This is a genomic window from Pseudoalteromonas byunsanensis, from assembly GCF_001854475.1.
Classification (GTDB): domain Bacteria; phylum Pseudomonadota; class Gammaproteobacteria; order Enterobacterales; family Alteromonadaceae; genus Pseudoalteromonas; species Pseudoalteromonas byunsanensis.
This window is the reverse complement of sequence record NZ_MNAN01000032.1, coordinates 83,271-102,122: the sequence shown is the minus strand read 5'-3', so window position 1 is coordinate 102,122 and position 18,852 is coordinate 83,271. Positions and strand designations below refer to the sequence as shown.

Here is an 18,852-nt window from a genome sequence, read left to right as displayed (position 1 = left end):
CGCTGACACGCGAATAAAGCAAAGCCCTTGTCTTAATCACAAGGGCTTTTTTGTTTCAAGCTAAGGTGAGGTTGTTTTATGTCTACTCAGCAGATTAAAAATGTTGTCGTTGTTGGAGGGGGAACCGCGGGTTGGTTAAGTGCATCTTTTTTAGCCAAAGTGATGGGGAAGCTCATCAATATAACCGTGTTAGAGTCAGCGGACATAAGCACAGTTGGTGTTGGTGAAGCGACCATTCCACCTTTACAGCCTTTCAACAGCGCGCTGGGTATCAACGAAGCCGAGTTTATGAAAGCGACAAAAGCGACCATTAAGCTTGGCATTCAATTTGAAGGTTGGGGCACAAAAGATAGCAGCTATATGCACGCTTTTGGGGCTATCGGCAAAGACTTTCCATTTTGTGAATTTCACAATCATTGGCTGTATGCTCAACACCAAGGCATTGGTGGAGACTTTTGGGATTACTCTTTAAATTACCAAGCTGCAAAACATCATAAATTTTCCAAGCTCAATACGATACCGGGCACCAAACTACCGGGAACCTCTTACGCATATCACTTTGACGCTGGTTTATACGCTAATTTCTTGGCTTCACATGCGCAAAAAATGGGCGTATGTCATATTCAAGGTACAGTTGAGCAAGTAATTAAAGATGAAGTTTCGGGTAACATTGCAGCGCTTAAGTTGGTCAATGGTCAGCAGGTACAGGGCGATTTATTTATTGATTGTACGGGGATGCACGCTCTGTTGATAGATAAAGCCCTTAACAGCGGGTTTGAAGACTGGTCGCATTGGCTACCTTGTGATAGTGCTTTGGCGGTTCCTTGTGAGCACGCAAACACGGAGATTGCGCCTTATACTCGCTCTATTGCCCATGAAGCTGGCTGGCAGTGGCAAATTCCCCTACAACATCGAGTTGGCAACGGATTAGTCTACGCCAGTAAGCATATGAGCGACGAGCAAGCCAAAGAAAAGCTGCTTAGTAATTTACCAGGTAAAGCTTTAGCTGAACCTAAGTTAATTCGTTTTAGAACTGGGCGACGAATTACGCCATGGCATAAAAATGTTGTGGCGATAGGCTTATCAAGTGGCTTTTTGGAGCCCCTTGAATCAACCAGTATTCACCTAATTCAAACTGCCATTGTACGTTTAGTTAAGTTGTTTCCTCATAATGGCATCGAGGCCTGTCAGGTAGCCTTGTATAACCAACAGTCGAAAACTGAATTTGAACGTATTCGTGACTTTATCATTTTGCATTACAAGCTCAATGATCGTAATGATTCAGATTTTTGGCGTCAATGCCAAGATATGGAGATCCCCGCCAGCTTAAAACAAAAAATAACTCTGTTCAAAGAAACGGGTAAGTTACTTCGTGAAGATGACGAATTATTCGCCGAAGTAGCTTGGCAACAAGTGTTTATTGGTCAAGGGCTAAAGCCAAAGCAGTTACATCCGTTATTACATGCGTTGTCGGATCAACAAAGACAAGAGTTATTCACTAGTCTCAGAACCCTAATCGAGCAAACCGTGGCTGCCATGCCAACACACAAGCAATTTTTGGCGGATAATTAATCTATGAAAGTTCATCTAGCAGTTTTATATTTCTTGTTCGTAGCGTGCAGCCTAATGCGTCATGAAGCACTAAAAGCCTACCAAGTTGAACCACAAAATTGGTGGGTGGGTATGCATCACCCAGATTTGCAAATTATGATTCGTCAGGCCAACGTCGCCAATGCCAAGGTCAGCCTACGCCCTTATGAAGGGGTAAAGCTGTTAGGAGTAGAGCGTGGTGACAGCGATAACTACGTCTTTATTAATTTACACATCGATGAAAGTGCGCAAGCAGGTGAATTGCAATTTGATGTAAGTTATCAGCACGCAACAGATGTGCTTAGCTACCCACTTCTCACCCGCCACCCCCAAAGCGCCGCGCGTCAAGGGTTTTCTACTAAAGACATAATCTACCTCATCAATCCTGATAGGTTCGCAAATGGCAATCCCGATAATGATAGTGTTAAAGGGCTGTATGAACAGGCTCGGCCCGATTTTAAAGGCGGACGTCATGGGGGCGATTTGCAAGGGATCATTGCACGCCTGGATTACATTAAAGACATGGGATTCACACAGTTGTGGTTGACTCCAGTGCGTGAAAATAACATGAGTGAATATTCATACCATGGTTACGCAATGACTGATTTTTATAAAATCGACCCTCGCATGGGGAGCAATGAGCAATATCGTATGTTTACACAAGCTGCGGCTAGTCGAGGGATTGGTGTGATCATGGATATGGTGCTCAATCACAGCGGCTTAAATCATTGGTGGGTTAAGGATAAACCAACACGAGATTGGCTTAACTTTGGTGGTGAATTCAGTGGCACGAGCCATGCCAGACAAACCATTCAAGACCCTCATGCTAGTGAGTTTGATAAGAAGCAATTTAATGATGGCTGGTTTGTTCCCACCATGCCAGATCTTAATCAGCGTCAGCCACTTTTGGCGACCTATCTGATCCAAAATGCTATTTGGTGGGTGGAATATGCCAACTTAAGCGGAATTCGCGTGGATACTTACTCTTATTCAGATAAAGCATTTCTTGCCAAGTGGACCGAACGTGTAATGAATGAATATCCCAATTTCAATATTGTCGGTGAAGAGTGGAGCACTAATCCCGCGACCGTTTCATACTGGCAACGTGGCAAGGTGAATCAGGATGGCTACATATCGTACTTGCCGAGTGTGATGGATTTTTCGCTACAAGAAGCGCTCGTCAAGGCTCTGAATGAAGAGGAAAGTTGGAACACCGGATGGGTGAGAGTATATCAATCCATTGCCAATGATTTTCTGTATCCTGACACCAATAATTTACTGATATTTTTAGACAATCATGACATGAGCAGAATATTTACTGAGTTGGGTCAAGACGTAGAAAAAACACAATTGGCCATGACCCTATTGTTAACGACTCGGGGGATTCCACAAATTTACTATGGTAGTGAGGTTTTACTTGATAACACCGGCTCACATGATCATGGCGATATTAGAATTGATTTCCCTGGCGGGTTCGAAGGCCACAAGCAAGATGCGGTATCAGGAACAGGACTGAGCAAAGAGCAACACGCAATGCAACGACATGTGCGCACCTTGGCTCAGTTAAGGAAAAAATACTCCGCATTGAGCGACGGCGAACTGGTGCACTTTAGTCCCTATGATGGAGTATACAGCTACATTCGACGCGATAAATCACACAGTATATTGGTGTTACTTAATAAGAACCAAACGTCAACAACCATCAACATGACGCGTTATCAAGAAGTACTTCAAGGCGTAAAAACAGCGCAAGATTTACTGAATAATGTGAAGACTAATGTGTCGGAAAGTATGGAAATACCTAAAATGGGCTCAAAAGTGCTACTGCTAAAGCATGACTAGGTTATGAATCCTTGCCCTGAATACGTATGCAGAAGGTTCAACCTCAGTAATAAGCCAAGGTAGACTGCAATACGCCACATTATGACAACAACAAGCGACAACAAGTGTAATGAGAAATCTAAAATCTAAGGCTGTGTTCAACAAGCTAAGATATTCGGCATTGAGTGCCGCGTGCAGTGTGTTGATACTCGGTTGTACTGAGCCGCAGCAAAACGCTCAGACTAGCCAACAGGGCAAATCGACAAGCACTCAAGCAACCGTCAGTAAGCCTGTGGTATACCAAGTATTCACGCGCCTATTTGGAAATCAGCAAACCGCGAATGTGCCCTGGGGCAAAGTGGAGCAAAATGGTGTGGGTAAGTTTGCGGACTTTACACCCAAAGCCTTACAAGAAATCAAAGCACTTGGTACGACCCATATTTGGTATACCGGCGTGTTACACCATGCATTGGTGACCGATCACAGCAAGTTTGGTATTGCTGCTGATGATCCTGATGTTGTAAAAGGTCGTGCTGGTTCACCTTATGCCGTTAAAGACTATTACAATGTTAATCCTGACTTGGCAATAGACCCAAGTCAGCGCTTGGCTGAGTTTGATGCATTGATTGAACGTACCCATCAAGCGGGTATGAAGGTGATCATTGATATCGTACCCAATCATGTTGCTCGTAACTATCAATCGATGTCGGCTCCAGAAGGTGTTAAAGACTTTGGTGAAAATGATGACACCTCAAAAACTTACGCACGGGATAATAACTTTTACTATGTTGTGGGTGAAGACTTTAAGGTGCCAAGCTCTTTAGATTATCAGCCTTTGGGGGACGAAACGCATCCTAAAAGTGACGGTAAATTTAAAGAATCTCCCGCCAAATGGACAGGAAATGGTGCTCGTACGGCCCAGCCTGATATCAATGATTGGTATGAAACTGTTAAAGTTAATTACGGTGTGAAGCCCGATGGCAGCTATGACTTTGTGCGCCTGCCGAAGGACTATGCACAGCGTGATATTCAGGCCCATTACGAATTTTGGCAACAGCATGATTTACCCGATAGCTGGTATAAGTTTCGCGATATTGCTTATTACTGGTTGAATCGAGGGGTTGACGGATTTCGATATGATATGGCGGAAATGGTGCCGGTAGAGTTTTGGAGCTTTTTAAACGCCTCGATCAAAATGAAAAACCCAGAAGCGTTCATCCTTGCAGAGGTATATAACCCAGCGCTTTATCGTGATTATATCCAACAAGGGAAGATGGACTACTTGTATGACAAAGTTGGCTTTTACGACAGCTTGAAAGCGTTAATGCAGCAAACAGGCCATGCGCAGGATGTATTAGCTGCACATCAAAGTGTTCAGGACATCTCCAAACACATGTTGCACTTTTTAGAGAACCATGATGAACAGCGTATTGCCAGTGCTGAATTTGCAGGTGATGCGCGCATGGGAAAACCCGCCATGGTGGTATCCCACCTGATCAGCAAAGCACCAACAATGTTGTATTTTGGACAAACGGTGGGTGAAGAAGGCTCACAAGATGCTGGTTTTGGAAAGCCCAGTCGCACGAGTATTTTTGACTATATTGGTGTACCAGCCCATCAAGCCTGGATGAATGGCGGCAAGTTTGATGGCGGTCAGCTAACACAAGGGCAGCAAGCGTTACGCGCCTATTACGTTAAGTTGATGTCGCTCAGCACGTTACCTGTCGTGGTGGCGGGGAATTTACTGCCAGTAGAAGTTAACAGTGAAGATACCAATGCCAGACAGCGTGTTTTGGCGTTTGCTCGTCATTATGCAACACAAAAAATGGTGGTTGCCAGCAACTTTGATGCAAATAAATCACATACATTCAGTTTGAAATTGCCCAGTGATTGGCAGCACAACGCCGACACTGTTGTTCGTGATTTATTAGAAGACCATCCCGTGAAAAAGATAAAGGATGGGCAAATTATGATTACTTTAGCCCCACGCGCAAGCGTAGTTTATTTACTTGAGGATTAGCCATGCAACAACAAAAACCGAATTTAAGCTTTTGGCAAATCTGGAATATGTGCTTTGGCTTTTTGGGCATTCAGTTCGGCTTTGCGCTGCAAAATGGCAACGTAAGCCGTATTTTTCAGACATTAGGTGCATCAGTAGACGATATTCCCATTCTTTGGGTTGCAGCGCCACTAACCGGTTTAATCGTACAGCCTATTGTAGGCTACTGGAGTGATAAAACTTGGGGACGCTTAGGGCGTCGTCGTCCTTTCTTTTTGTATGGTGCTATTTTAACAACATTGTCGTTGTTCATCATGCCAAACTCCCCAACACTATGGATTGCGGCTGGTGTGCTATGGATCATGGATGCTTCTATAAACGTGACAATGGAACCTTTTCGCGCGTTAGTAGGTGATAACCTGAATGAAAAGCAGCGCGCTACTGGCTACTCCATGCAAAGCTTTTTCATCGGAGTTGGGGCTGTTGTTGCCTCTGCATTACCTTGGATGATGACTAACTGGTTTGGTATTAGCAATACCGCCAGTGAGGGACAAATTCCCGAATCTGTAAAATATGCCTTTTACTTCGGTGGTGCCATTTTATTTGCGGCAGTGACATGGACCGTGATTAAAACCAAAGAGTACACTCCAGAGCAATTGGCTAAGTTTGATACTCAAACTAGCGATACAGCTCTAACGAGCGAGCCACTTAGAGTGATTAACTTTGCCAAAGGCGCACTTGTATTTGCGTTACTTGGAGGTGGCTTACTTGGTTGTGTAGTGGCACTGGAAATGGAAAAAGAGCTGTATTTGTTGGCGGCATTATTATTGAGCTTCGCTTTGGTGCAACTTATCGCTGGGTTTTTACAAAATAAGCAACGTGTTAGCGGTGGCTTCTATCAGGTGATTTATGACGTGTTCACTATGCCAAAAACCATGCAGCAACTTGCAATTGTACAATTTTTCAGTTGGTTCTCATTGTTTGCTATGTGGATTTACACTACCTCCGCGGTGACTAGCTTTCACTATGCGACAACAGATGTAACCACTAAGGCTTATAACGATGGAGCCGACTGGGTTGGAGTATTATTTGCCGCGTATAACGGCTTTGCAGCCTTAGCTGCTATTGCAATTCCAATGATAGTTAAAAGGGTGGGGCTTGCATGGGCGCATTGTATAAATTTATTACTCGGCGCAGGTGCTTTGATAAGCTTTATGTTTATTCAGCAACCACAACTACTGTGGCTGCCTATGATAGGTGTGGGGTTTGCTTGGGCGTCCATTTTGTCTTTGCCTTATGCGATGCTAAGCAACTCTTTGCCTAGCAATAAAATGGGGGTTTTCATGGGAATTTTTAATTTCTTTATCGTGATCCCTCAGCTATTAGCTGCCAGTATTCTGGGCCTCATCCTAAGACACCTTTTTGATAATCAACCTATCTACGCGTTAATGATAGGGGGTGTGTCATTTATTTTTGCTGCCGTATCTGTGCTGCGTGTTAAAACCCAAACCGCCTAGGGGAACAAAATGAGAACAACGATAAATAAACTCACGATTGCATTACTGACTGCGGGTCTGGTCGGTTGTGGGAATGCCACTTACAACAGTCAAACTGATGTCGATACTATTGCGCCGGGTGCCCCTGGGGATAAGCCATTTTGGGCTTATTCGGGAAAAACGGGCATTGGTACTTCATACGAAGCCTACAAAGATGGTCAATACAGTGATCAGGCGCTTACTGGCGAAGTATCAAAAGTTTGGTTTTCAATTGCTAAGGGCATGATAACAGAAACCATGTTTGGGTTGATCCACCAAGCGCAGTTAAAAGACTTACAAATGGTAGTCATCGGCACAGATGATGAGGGCAATGCATTTAGCGTCAAAGAAAGTGATGTTGACGCTCTAGATGTGAGTGTTGATTATCTGCATAAAGACTCAGCGGGCCGACCATTGTCATTGGCATACAAAATCACCAGTAAAGACAAACAAGGTCGTTTTGTGCTGGAGAAACATGTTTTTACGGACCCTGACGGACAAAGTTTGTTTGTACGCACGAAAATCAACAGTGCGCTCAAATCACCTATGCAGGCATATGTTTCGGCAAATCCATACATTAATAATAATGGCGTGAATGACTTTGCAAAAGTCACGACCAAAGGCTTGGTTGCCAATGAAGGTGATAACTACCTTACCATGCAGGCACAAGGTGGTTTTGCCCAAGCATCGGTAGGCTTTACTGGAAAAAGTGATAATTTAACATCGCTGATGCGCAAGCAACAGCTGGCACAATCTTACACGTCCACAGGTGAAACCGCGGGTAACGTAAGTCTACTCGGTATGTTAGGTGAAGTTAATCAGTCTGCACAGTTTGATTTTGTATTGAGTTTTGGTAAGTCACAGGCGCAAAGTGCCAAGCAAGCCGAACAAACACTCAATAAAGGCTATCAGGCGGTACTCGATGCCTATAATGGCGGCTGGGAAGCCTATCTATCACAGTTAACCCCACTACAGCGTTTAACACAATTTAGTGCAGATCAAGGTAAATTGCTACATACCAGCGCCATGGTGCTCAAAGCACAAGAAGACAAAACCTATGCAGGGGCTTTGATTGCTTCACTATCAAACCCATGGGGTGATACCGTATCAGCGGTCGAAGGTTCAACCGGATACAAGGCTGTATGGGTGCGAGATTTCTATCAAGTTGCGATGGCGTTTATGGCAATGGGCGATGCTCACACAGCCAAAACTGCGTTCGAATATTTAGAAAAAGTACAAGTGAAAGACGATACACCAGGTAATAAAGGTGATACTGGTTGGTTTTTACAAAAAACACATGTGGACGGCGAGCTTGAGTGGGTTGGTGTACAGTTAGATCAAACCGCTATGCCTATTATGCTTGCTTGGAAGCTTTATCAGGCGAAGGTGCTGAGCGAAAAAGAGCTCAGCTACTGGTATACCAAAATGCTTAAACCAGCGGCTGATTTTTTGGTGCATGGCGGCAAGGCCAAGATCCTATGGAATGACACACAAATTACACCGCCAAGCACGCAGCAGGAGCGTTGGGAAGAGCAAAATGGCTACTCTCCATCAACTACTGCGGCGGTGATCTCCGGTTTGGTAAGCGCATCTGAAATAGCTAAGCGCAGCGGTGATATTGCCGCGGCTGAGCGATATCTTGAAGTCGCGCAGCAATATGATAAGCAAGTTGAAGCATTCATGTTCACAAGCAAGGGTGTACTTAAAGAATTGGCTCAAAGTCAGGCAAGTGACGGACGCTATTTTTTCAGGATAGGTCAAGACTCTGATCCGAACAGCAATAGTAAAATAAATAGCAATAATGGCCGAGAAGGGATGAATAAGAAAGCCATTATTGATGGTGGCTTTTTAGAGCTAGTACGCTATGGTGTGCGTGCTGCTGACGCGCCGAGTATTTTGGCGACCTTGCCTGAGTATGAAGATGAAAGCATGGCTGACAACCTACGTGTTAAATACAGCTTTACTTTCGATGGTGTTGAGGGAAGTTTCCCTGGATATCGTCGTTATGGTAATGATGGTTATGGCGAAGACGAAGTAACAGGTAGCAATTACGCTGAAGGTGGACAAAATACACCTGGACAGCGCGGTCGCGTATGGCCTTTCTTCACCGGTGAGCGTGGGCATTACGAAATTGCATCGGCCTCGTTAAACAACAGTTTCTCGACGCAAAAAATGCAGTTTATTAAGCAAACCTATGTAAAAGGCATGGAACTGTTTGCAAACGAGGGCATGATGCTGCCAGAGCAGGTCTGGGACAATGTTGGTGTAAATCCTCATGGATATGAATTTGGTGAGGGAACAAACTCAGCGACTCCACTTGCTTGGACTCATGCAGAATATATTAAGCTGGTTCGCTCGCTTGCTGATAAGCAAGTGTGGGATCACTACCCGATAGTGGAACAAAAGCTTAACTAGTAGCAACGTACTAGAAGAAAGATAAAAAAACAGCAGACCAATGTCTGCTGTTTTTTTACGTTTTTATACGGCCATGTTAGCTTAACTGATCGGATAATAGATACATCAATATTTCAACAATCTGTTCGGGTGTTGTTGCCCACGCTTGAGCTGAACCATCGACTTCTTTTAATGGATGTATTAATGCTTCGCTGTGTAGTGTGATATAAGGCTTGTTAATTGCTGCGCAGTAGCCCGCATCAAAAGCCGCATTCCATTGTTTGTATTGTTCACCAAACCGAATCACAGCCAAATCACATTGCTCGATGAGTGTTTTAGTGCGGATAGCATTGACCTTGGCTGACTTATGATCGCGCCAGAATCCGTTATGTTCTTCACCAAGGCAATCACCCGCCGCATCACTCGCTTCATGATTAGTCACTGCGGATGAAAATTTGATATCCAGATCGGCGGCTTTGCAGAGCGCGATAGTTCGTTCGCGCCAGTCGGTATGAATTTCTCCACTCAGGTATACTTTAAGTGTCACGCTTATCTCCATTATGACTCTGTAGTTGCTTTTCTATCAACAGAGTAACGTGCTTATGTTCATTATCAAAATAAAGGCGTTAATTTGTGCAAAACACCACTAGAGTTGTTCGTTATCAGAGAAGGGCCGCTAAAATCAATAAACTTCATACCTGTTTAACATTGGTAACAATTCATCTTTATACTTCCTTGGTTTAGCCATATCTAAATTTAAGGATAATTATGAGCACACAGTCATCAAGTGTTGACGTTGAATTAGAACACACGGACACGCCGTTACTTACGAGCAATATCACTAAGCAATTCTTACTGATAGCCATTCCAACAACACTTGGTATGGTGATCAATGGCCTTTATAGTTTTGTGGATGCCATTTTTATTTCAAAAGGCATTGGTAGCCACGCTATGGCGTCGGTATCAGCAGTGTTTCCGATCCAGATGTTACTAATAGCTATCAGCACCATGCTTGGTAGCGGTATGGCATCATTGATTTCTCGTTATTTAGGTGCCAAACGCCAGCAAGATGCTGATACGGTATTTAGTGCTTCATTTTTATTGGCGATAACCATTTCGATTGTTTTGTGCTTACTCATATATTTTAACTTAGTGGCAATTTTTGACTTTTTAAAAGTACCACCAGATCTTAGGGAAAATGCCACGGACTATATCACGCCAATTGTATTATTTTGGACGATAGGTTTTGCGAGTAATCAAATAACAGAGGGTTTTCGAGCATCAGGTAATCCCAAGGCAATGATGCAGGTTTTGTCCAGCGCATCTATCTTAAATATCATTCTAGATGCTGTGTTTATATTTGGTTTTGGTTGGGGTGTGTCAGGAGCTGCTTGGGCCACAATTATCGCTATTTTTATGGCCTTGTTGTTTGGGATTAAACTACATAATAATGGGGAGAGTAAGGTTAGCTTTAATAAGGCTTATTTATTTAGTCCCATCAAAATACATTTTAAAATCCTTAGCTTAGGGTTACCTGTGTTGATGTCTCATGGTGGTTTTTCACTGACATTGGCTGCTACGGTATATTCTATTTCGACATTTTTTAGTGAACAGCCTGATACCATTATTGCAGCTCACGGTATTTTAGTGCGCTGCTATATGTTTTTGTTCTTACCGATCATAGGCATGATGATTGCGCTGCAGACTTTGTCTGGGTTTAACTATGGTGCGGGTCAATACCAACGAGTTCGCAGTGCTTATCTCATAGCGATTTGTGCAAGCACCCTCTGGGGACTGCTTGTTACTTGGCTATTGTGCTTTAATGCCGACTTACTCATGGTGCTGTTTACCAGTGATATGGAAGTGATCGAATTAGGTTCAGATATTGCAAAAGTGTGTTTTTCTGGCTTCATTACTGCAGGGTTTTGTATGATGTCCAGCGGGCTGTTTCAGGGGATGGGTCGTGCACTCCCTGCTACATTTTTGGATGCAGCTAGGAACTATATTCTACTGTTTCCGCTTATGTATCTATTGCCCACATACTTTTCTAACGAAGATCTCTGGCTGGCGTTTCCTATTGCTGATGTTGTTGGTGGGATATTTGCTCTGGGCTTCTCATTGCTAACTTTACAGTATTTGACGCATCGTGAAGATTTGCCACTGAAACATAAAAAATTCATATAAAAATATTAATTGCAAATTAATGGACTCAGTATTGCCAAATATAACTTTATGGTGATGCTGATGTTCATTTTAGCTTATTCTTTATAATTTAAATTAAATGCTTGTTCCTGTTGTGGATATTAAATTTACCCTCTTTTTTTCTCTCTTTTATTGACCTGTATATTAATAAATAAACTATTGCATATTAACGGTTTATTTTAAAAAGTTCTTTTTATTCATTTAATTGTGTTTTTTATATGCAATTTAACGCAATAGAGCTTGATTGTTGTGTTTATATGGCTTTATGCCTTTCAATAAACGTTATTTATCAATAATAGGGTGAAGATATCGAGATTAGACTTGTTATGTATACAAAACTTTAAGATTTCTGAAACATAAAAGCCGTAACTTGCTTCCCCGACCAAGGTACTAGATTACTTGGTCCGGTAATAATAGATGAACAAACACATAGATATAGAAGCAGTAAATACTATGAAAATTTAACGAATTATGGCTCAGAATCATCAAGGAATATAACGATGTCTAATATTGAACACTCAGTTTCTATCGTTGGAGCTGGTATTTCAGGAATCATATGCGCGCTGACACTTGCTCGCTCTCAAACTTGCAAAAACTGGTCTATTAATGTTTATGAGCAAAAATCAAGAGTAGGTGGGCGAGCACACACGACCTTCATAAATGATCAATTCCTTGATTTGGGCGCTGGCAGGTTTTGCTCACAAATACATGTAAACGTTTATGAGTTAGTGAAAACACTTAATCTTGAGTACGAAACATTTCCATTCACGCAGCTAAAAGCGTCACAGCCGATTCAGAAAGAACTTAAGCAATTGCTCGATAATTTAAAGCCGTTGATTAAAGAGCATCGTAATGAGTCATTCAGCCACTTTTTATCTACCTATTTGGGAAAAAACAAAGCGTTAGATGTGATTATGGCGTTGGGCTATGACTCTCTTTCGCTACCCATTATTTCACCTTCTATTGCCTACGATATTATTGAGAAGCACCCAGAGACACAGGGCTTTTCTGAGAACATTGGTTATCAGTGGTACAACTTGAAAGAGGGCTTTTCTGCTTTGACGCAGGCACTATACGAGCAAGCTTTACTGCTTGGTGTGAACTTTCATTTTAATCAAGAATTAGTAGCCATAGAGCATAGTTTTGATAGTCATAATCTTATCCTTGAAGACCACAAAGGACTGCGACAAACTCTCAGTGAGGGCTATAAAATTGTCACCTTGCCTCCTTCAAGAATGCAGCAACTAGATAGTGAGTTTCCCACGCGCTGGACCGATTATAGCTATGGTTCAAGTCCTTTGTTTAAAGGATTCTTCTTTTACTCAGAGCCATGGTGGCAAGAGTTAGGGTTGACAGATCATGTCGTAATTACCCGAAATCCAATCCGCAAGCTGTATTTTAAAGATAGTAAATATGTGTTTTTTTACACTGATGGTGAAAATGCACTGTACTGGCAAGATATGTTTAGTCAAGGAGAACAGCATTATCTACAGGCTGTTAGAAACTTCATTGCAGATGCTTTAAATCAATCACCTGAGTCTATCCCTGTCGCACACTCTCACACGCATAAATTCTGGATCCATGGCGTTGAGTTTTCAAAAGAGTGCTGTCCAGAACACCCTTTCTATTTAACGCTTGGAGATGACAGCGTCATCTCTCTTTCTGATGCTTATACACATCACTGCGGCTGGATGGAAGGGGGGATTTTGGCTGGCAGACATACTGCGCAGGCAATCATCGCTAAGCAAAGCACACAGCATCACACACATGAAAAAGAGGTGGCATACATATGATGGTTCAAGAATATCAATTCAATATAAAAGAAATAAAAAGAAGTGGAATATAAATGAGCGTTTTAGATTTACCACGGATACATTTTAAAGGTGTTGCAAGAGTTAATGTGCCAACGGCTAATCGTAATGTCCATAATACTTTAGAGATTGCCACTAATACAGTGTTACACGAAGGGCAGGCTGTAGATATTAATATGCCCCCAAAGGCATACCACGAATATTTACAGTCACTTGGGCCTAAACTTAACGCCCAAGGAGTGGCGGATGAAGACGGACAGTTTAGTCTAGCATGTGGTTACAACATGTCGGGAAACAATCACTTCTCATGGCATGATACAGAAATTACAGCGCTGCAAATTCGCCCAGGTGAATGTTTGCAGCATGACCCGCTTTTAGGCGGCACATTAAATTTATGGGGACATTATAATGAATATTTACGGACCTCATTTAATCGTGCCCGTTGGGTGGACAATGACCCAACTAGAGCAGATTCAGCACTGATTTATGCAGGTCAACTAACCATTGGTGCACCACATAGCGAAGCCAATACGGCGCATGTGCTATCTGCTGATATAGATTGTACTCACGGAGTACGTTGGTTAAACCCAGGCTATATCGAGCAGGTTCAGCCCCATGGCTTTGCAGCTGAACTGGCCGCGGCTCGACTGTTTCAATTCACGCTAAGCAAAGACTCTAAAGACTTTATTATTAACCAGCTGAATTTAGAGTCTGAGTTTCTAGAACACCTTAAATTAGCACTGGCACAACCAGATGTTAAAGGACTGATTGTGCAATACTGCGTGAGTAATTTGTCGCCACCAAGCCAGCCGAATATGGCAGTGTTTTGTGACTTACATGGCAGCATTGGGTTATGGCGTGAGCACGAAATGGCCACTTGCCCTGTGGGTAGGATTTTACAACCCGAGAACCATGAACATTTCTCGAATATCGCACTTCAGACATCGCAGCACGGGTTAAGTTTGAATATGGCAATCAGCATTGGTCATCAGGGTTATTTAGAAAATTTGCCAGTCGAATCGGGTCTGCCTGCGAAGTTGGCAGATAAAGTGTCACTTGGCGATTTGAAGCTTCAGACCAAAGATGGCCGAACCCTCGCGATAATTCCAGAGCAACTGTATAAAAATAGCTTCAAGTGTGCGGGCATCATTGACATTCCTATCGAATTGAATGCCTCTGACCTTGCTAATCAGTCTTTACAGCTTGTCAGTGACAAGCATAGTTGGCATGAAACGGACTGGTACGTGCAAGGGGAGCAGCATATTACTTATATGGAGTCTCCAAACCCTAAATCAAATCAGAAAAGTAATCAGCTTATAGACGTGTACAGTTATTTCAGAGGAGCGCCTCGTTCGATCAATAAACTTGCGAGCCACAATTGTTCGACACAGCGCTTATCATGCGATCCGCATATTGAAACCGCCGAGAATGGTCGGGGCCAGTTTTTGGTTGAGGCTTTGTCTCCAGGAAGTGGGCAAATCTTTTTAGGTGAACAACATAGTCCGTTACAGGTGCGTGTATTGGGTGACGATTGGGCATTGTTGGATGTGCCTGATGAACAGGTTGACTATGATTTTCTGTATAAAAATGTCATGGCGTATTATGAATTTATATACCCGTTTATGGCAGACAAAGTGTTTAGCATGGCAGATAAATGCAAATGCGAGACATACGCTCGCCTAATGTGGCAAATGTGCGATCCGAACAATAAGCACAAGAGCTATTACATGCCCAGTACTCGTGAGATGTCTCAGGCACAGTCATATCTATTTTTAAAATATCTCAGCAATGTTGAAAATTCGGCCATACCGAAGTCTTTGCCTCCGTGTAACACCGAATTAGCCATAACAGGCAAAATAAAAAACAAAGCTCAACTTATTCAGGCACTAAGAGATGCGGTAGATCTTGAATTGTCTATCATGTTGCAATATTTATACAGCGCATATTCGTTGCCAACTTATGCTGCCGGTGAGCAATTTGTTAAGGCTGGACGCTGGACAAACGAGCAGCTTGCGCTTGTAAATGGTAGTTCAGATAGAAGGCACAATAGCGGCTGGCGTGGTGTTCTTTTGGAAATAGCTCATGAAGAAATGATCCACTACCTGGTGGTTAATAACTTGCTCATGTCGCTCGGTGAGCCATTTTATGCAGGTACACCAGTTCTAGCTGAGCAGGCATACAGTAAATTTGGCTTAGATACCGACTTTTCTTTTGAGCCTTTTAGTGCACAGATGATAGCCAAGTTTGTGCGTTTTGAGTGGCCTACATTTATTCCTACCATTGGTCGCTCTATTGCTGATTTCTACGCGGATATAAAGCAAGCCTTTGAAGAACTGCCCGACCTTTACCCTCAAGGCAGTGTCGGGTCAGGCGGCGAGCATCACCTGTTCTTAAATGAAGTGGTCAATCGCAATTACCCGGGTTATCAGTTTGAGGTCTACAACCGTGAGACAGCACTGTTTGCGATTCAATTTGTAACCGAGCAAGGCGAGGGAGTTTGTGAGCAAACCGAGCAATTTGAGCTAAGCCACTTTAATCGGCTGCGTCAGATCTCAAAAGTACTTAATCAGCAAGATATACCTTTTGAGAGCGCATACCCCGTGCTCAAAAACCCAGTTTTTGAAGCCAGAGCTGGATGTAACCTTGTTACTAACCCACAAGCTCAGTCGTTAATGAGGTTTTACAAAGAATGCCATGAGCTGATGTTTCAAATCATGATGCATCATTTTGCCCAAAAACCAAGAGGGAGTTTGCGGCGATCTCGTTTGATGAACGCGGCAATAGATCTCATGACGGGCATTCTACGTCCACTATCAGTGCATTTGATGACCTTACCTTCAGGGATTGAGGGGCGCAATGCTGGTCCACCTGTACCAGAAGGCGTTGAATCATCAGTGGCTGTGGATTACGAGAAGGGCTGTGTTCAATTGTCGCAGCGCTGTGCATATTTGGCTGATATGGCAAGAAATTTAGATCTTATTCAAACACCTGACACGCAAATAGAACTGCTGGAGTTTTTCCAACAGCAAATGGCAGATCTTGCAGCAGGAAATCTTTCAAGGGAAGGCTAATAAATGAAAAAAATAATTATCGTCGGTGGCGGTTTGGCAGGCGGTTTAACCGCCATTTACCTCGCAAGACGTGGCTATGAAGTGCATATTATTGAGAAAAGAGGTAATCCGTTAGACAGTCAAACAGATTACATTGACCAAGTTAGCTCTAGGGCGATTGGCGTAAGCATGACCGTCCGGGGAATCGAAGCGGTTGTGGCCGCGGGGATCCCACTTGAAGAATTACAAGCCTGTGGCGTGCAAGTGTCGGGGATGGCGTTTTTTGTTAACGCTCAGGCCAAGGTTAGGGAATTACCCCCATTGGATGAGTTAAAGCCCTTATCACTTAGTCGCAGTGCATTTCAGGTTTTGTTAAATAAATATGCACATCTGGCTGATGTAAAATACCACTACCATCAACGCTGTGTAGAGGTCGATTTAGACAATGCCAGCATTTTAACCCAAGACGATACGGGGCAATTTACGACCCATAAAGGGGATTTAATTATTGCTGCAGATGGCGCACGTTCATGTGTACGCGATGCGATGCAAACGCATTGTCGTCGCTTCGAATTTCATCAATCGTTTTTTAAGCATGGCTATAAAACACTGGTGATCCCTGATGCGTCGAAGGTTGGGTTGCGTAGTGACCTATTGTACTTCTTTGGCATGGACTCAGGTGGAGAGTTTGCAGGCAGGGCGGCAACTATTCCTGATGGGAGTATCAGTTTTGCGGTGTGTTTGCCATACACAGGTAAGGTGAGTTTGCACAGTAAAGATAGTACTGCGATGCGTGCTTTCTTTGAACAATACTATCAAATGGTTCCTGATGACGTTCGTCAGTCTTTGTTTGAGCAATTTATGGAAAAACCTAGCAACGATTTAATTAATGTTCGCTCATCTACTTTCCATTATAAAAATAAGGCTGTTCTGATAGGCGACTCAGCACATGCAACCGCGCCATTTTTAGGTCAAGGTATGAATATGGCGCTTGAAGATGCGTTTGTTTTAGATCAGCTATTTGCACAATACGACGGCGACCCAGATGAGATATTGCCAAAGTTTACCCAGTTGCGTAAGAAAGAAGCGGATGCGATGCAAGATATGGCTCGTGCTAACTATGAAGTCCTTTCTTGTTCTAATCCTGTCTTTTTTATGCGCGCACGCTTTGCCCGATATATGAATAAAAAGTTCCCCGATCTTTATCCGCCAGATATGGCTGAAAAGCTGTACTTTACCTCTATGGCGTACAGTGAACTCAGGGACGTTCAACAAAAACAAAATGTTTGGTACAAAATAGGGAGAATGAACTAATGAACATTTTAGTAATAGGTGCAGGTCCGGCCGGACTAATGTTTGCAAGCCAAATTAAAAAACTCAATCCGCAGTGGCATATTCGTATTATCGAAAAAAATGACCAAGAAGAAAGTGTGGGGTGGGGTGTGGTTCTGCCGGGCAGAGCACCTCATCATCCGGCGAATCCTCTATCTTATTTATTAGATCATGAAGCGCTCGATGCGCAGTATTTAGAAACGTTTAAGCTGACACACCACAACGACAGTGCGATGAAAAGTACGGGCGTAACCTTGTGTGGCGCAGAACGGAAATCCATGATTAAAGCGCTTCGAGATCTTTGTGAAAGCCTTGATATTCGTATTGAGTATGAACAACCTGTGTTAGATGAAGCGCAAATGGCTTGTGACCAATATGATCTTGTAGTGGTATCGAATGGTATTAGCCATACCACGCATTTTTACCGAGAAGCGCTTAAACCTGCAGTCGATTTTGGTAAAAACCGCTACATGTGGTACGGCACGCCAAAACTGTTTGATGAAATGAACCTCATTTTCAAAGCCCACTCTAGTGGCGTATTTGTTGCTCATTCTTATAAGTATTCGAGCAAAATGAGTACCTTTGTTGTTGAATGTAGTGAACAGACGTATCAAAAGTCTGGCTTAGATGAAATGTCACCAGAGCAAGCCGAAGCATTCATTGCTGCTGTATTTAGTCGAGAGCTTGACCAACAGCCTGTCATTGCACAGCCGGGTTTAAAATGGCGACAGTTTATGACCTTAAGCCATGAGAGAGCGTATGATGGTAATGTGGTTTTGCTAGGAGATGCCCTGCAGTCTGGTCACTTCTCTATTGGTCACGGTACAACTATGGCGGTTGTTGGCGCTCAATTATTAGTTAAGTCAGTACATCAACACAGTCAGAACATGGATGTGGCGTTGGAAGATTTTAATGAGCGTGTCATGCCTATTATGAAGTTGTTCAGTCAACATGCTGAAATTAGCCGACTTTGGTTTGAAAGTGCACAAGACAACATGCACCTGACAACCCCTGAAATAGCACAGGCATTTGCCCAAAGACGAGCGTCACTACCCGCGCTTCCTGAAGCATTACAAGAAGCGCTTAAATATGCGCTACAGCGTTAGTAGGTATTATAT

The 18,852-nt window shown here is 43.1% G+C and carries 11 protein-coding genes; 10 read left to right on the top strand and 1 reads right to left on the bottom strand.

Features of this window, described 5'->3' with window-relative positions; all coding sequences use genetic code 11:
* Positions 1 to 78 precede the first annotated feature (78 nt).
* From BIW53_RS12415 to BIW53_RS12395, 5 genes are all read left to right on the top strand, one after another.
* The gene (locus BIW53_RS12415) at positions 79 to 1,572 is read left to right on the top strand and encodes a tryptophan halogenase family protein (RefSeq protein WP_070992342.1); all 1,494 of its coding nucleotides are present in this window, start codon (positions 79 to 81) and stop codon (positions 1,570 to 1,572) included.
* A 54-nt stretch (positions 1,573 to 1,626) separates the two neighbouring features.
* Positions 1,627 to 3,432, top strand: coding sequence for a glycoside hydrolase family 13 protein (locus BIW53_RS12410; RefSeq protein WP_217495712.1), 1,806 nt, complete (start codon positions 1,627 to 1,629; stop codon positions 3,430 to 3,432).
* 109 nt (positions 3,433 to 3,541) lie between these two features.
* Positions 3,542 to 5,431 (top strand): alpha-amylase family glycosyl hydrolase, encoded by a 1,890-nt coding sequence (locus BIW53_RS12405; RefSeq protein WP_070992341.1) that lies wholly within the window; start codon positions 3,542 to 3,544, stop codon positions 5,429 to 5,431.
* 2 nt (positions 5,432 to 5,433) lie between these two features.
* Complete coding sequence (locus tag BIW53_RS12400) at positions 5,434 to 6,927, top strand: MFS transporter (protein WP_070992340.1); 1,494 nt, start codon at positions 5,434 to 5,436, stop codon at positions 6,925 to 6,927.
* Between the two features lie 9 nt (positions 6,928 to 6,936).
* Positions 6,937 to 9,360 carry a glycoside hydrolase family 15 protein gene (locus BIW53_RS12395; RefSeq protein ID WP_070992339.1) on the top strand — a complete coding sequence of 808 codons (2,424 nt, stop codon included), beginning with the start codon at positions 6,937 to 6,939 and terminating at the stop codon, positions 9,358 to 9,360.
* Positions 9,361 to 9,436: 76 nt separating this feature from the next.
* Here the strand turns inward: BIW53_RS12395 and BIW53_RS12390 are convergent, their stop codons facing one another.
* Entirely contained in the window at positions 9,437 to 9,886 is a 450-nt protein-coding gene (locus BIW53_RS12390; protein WP_139158840.1) for a YtoQ family protein, read from the bottom strand.
* A gap of 221 nt (positions 9,887 to 10,107) precedes the next feature.
* Between BIW53_RS12390 and BIW53_RS12385 the strand changes: the two genes are divergently transcribed.
* From BIW53_RS12385 to vioD, 5 genes are all read left to right on the top strand, one after another.
* On the top strand, positions 10,108 to 11,523 hold the full coding sequence (locus BIW53_RS12385; RefSeq protein WP_070992337.1) for an MATE family efflux transporter: 1,416 nt from the start codon (positions 10,108 to 10,110) through the stop codon (positions 11,521 to 11,523).
* Between the two features lie 518 nt (positions 11,524 to 12,041).
* Entirely contained in the window at positions 12,042 to 13,334 is a 1,293-nt protein-coding gene (vioA, locus tag BIW53_RS12380; protein WP_070992336.1) for a flavin-dependent violacein biosynthesis tryptophan-2 monooxygenase VioA, read from the top strand.
* A gap of 53 nt (positions 13,335 to 13,387) precedes the next feature.
* Complete coding sequence (vioB, locus tag BIW53_RS12375; RefSeq protein ID WP_070992335.1) at positions 13,388 to 16,423, top strand: iminophenyl-pyruvate dimer synthase VioB; 3,036 nt, start codon at positions 13,388 to 13,390, stop codon at positions 16,421 to 16,423.
* Positions 16,424 to 16,426: 3 nt separating this feature from the next.
* On the top strand, positions 16,427 to 17,716 hold the full coding sequence (gene vioC, locus BIW53_RS12370) for an NADP-dependent violacein biosynthesis oxygenase VioC (protein ID WP_070992334.1): 1,290 nt from the start codon (positions 16,427 to 16,429) through the stop codon (positions 17,714 to 17,716).
* Positions 17,716 to 18,840: a flavin-dependent violacein biosynthesis monooxygenase VioD gene (gene vioD / locus BIW53_RS12365; protein ID WP_070992333.1), complete on the top strand. Its 1,125-nt coding sequence runs from the start codon at positions 17,716 to 17,718 to the stop codon at positions 18,838 to 18,840. Before vioC ends, vioD begins: the two co-directional genes overlap by 1 nt.
* Positions 18,841 to 18,852: the final 12 nt, after the last annotated feature.